At 58.1% G+C, this 258-nt stretch carries 1 protein-coding gene; it reads right to left on the bottom strand.

The window, feature by feature from the left end:
- A partial coding sequence (locus tag SB771_RS35515; protein WP_410722105.1) for a catalase occupies window positions 1-258 on the bottom strand: 258 nt, incomplete at both ends.

The raw sequence follows: 258 nt of genomic DNA, 5'->3' as shown, positions 1-258 counted from the left end.
GCTTTACCGCGTGGACAAAATCGGGAAACTTGATGGCATCCTGGATGAAAAACACCGGCATGTTGTTGCCGACCAGGTCGAAATTGCCTTCGTCGGTGTAAAACTTGACGGCAAAGCCCCGCACATCGCGCACCGTGTCGCCAGAACCGCGTGGGCCCTGCACCGTGGAAAAGCGCACGAAAACCGGGGTGATCTTTTCCGGGTCCTGCAGGAAGCCGGCCTTGGTCAGCTCCGCGTGGTTGCCATAGCTCTGGAAGA

The sequence above is a fragment of the Burkholderia sp. SIMBA_051 genome (assembly GCF_046534915.1).
Classification (GTDB): domain Bacteria; phylum Pseudomonadota; class Gammaproteobacteria; order Burkholderiales; family Burkholderiaceae; genus Burkholderia; species Burkholderia ambifaria.
The sequence above is the reverse complement of the archived record's forward strand: the minus strand, read 5'-3'. Positions and strand labels throughout refer to the sequence as shown.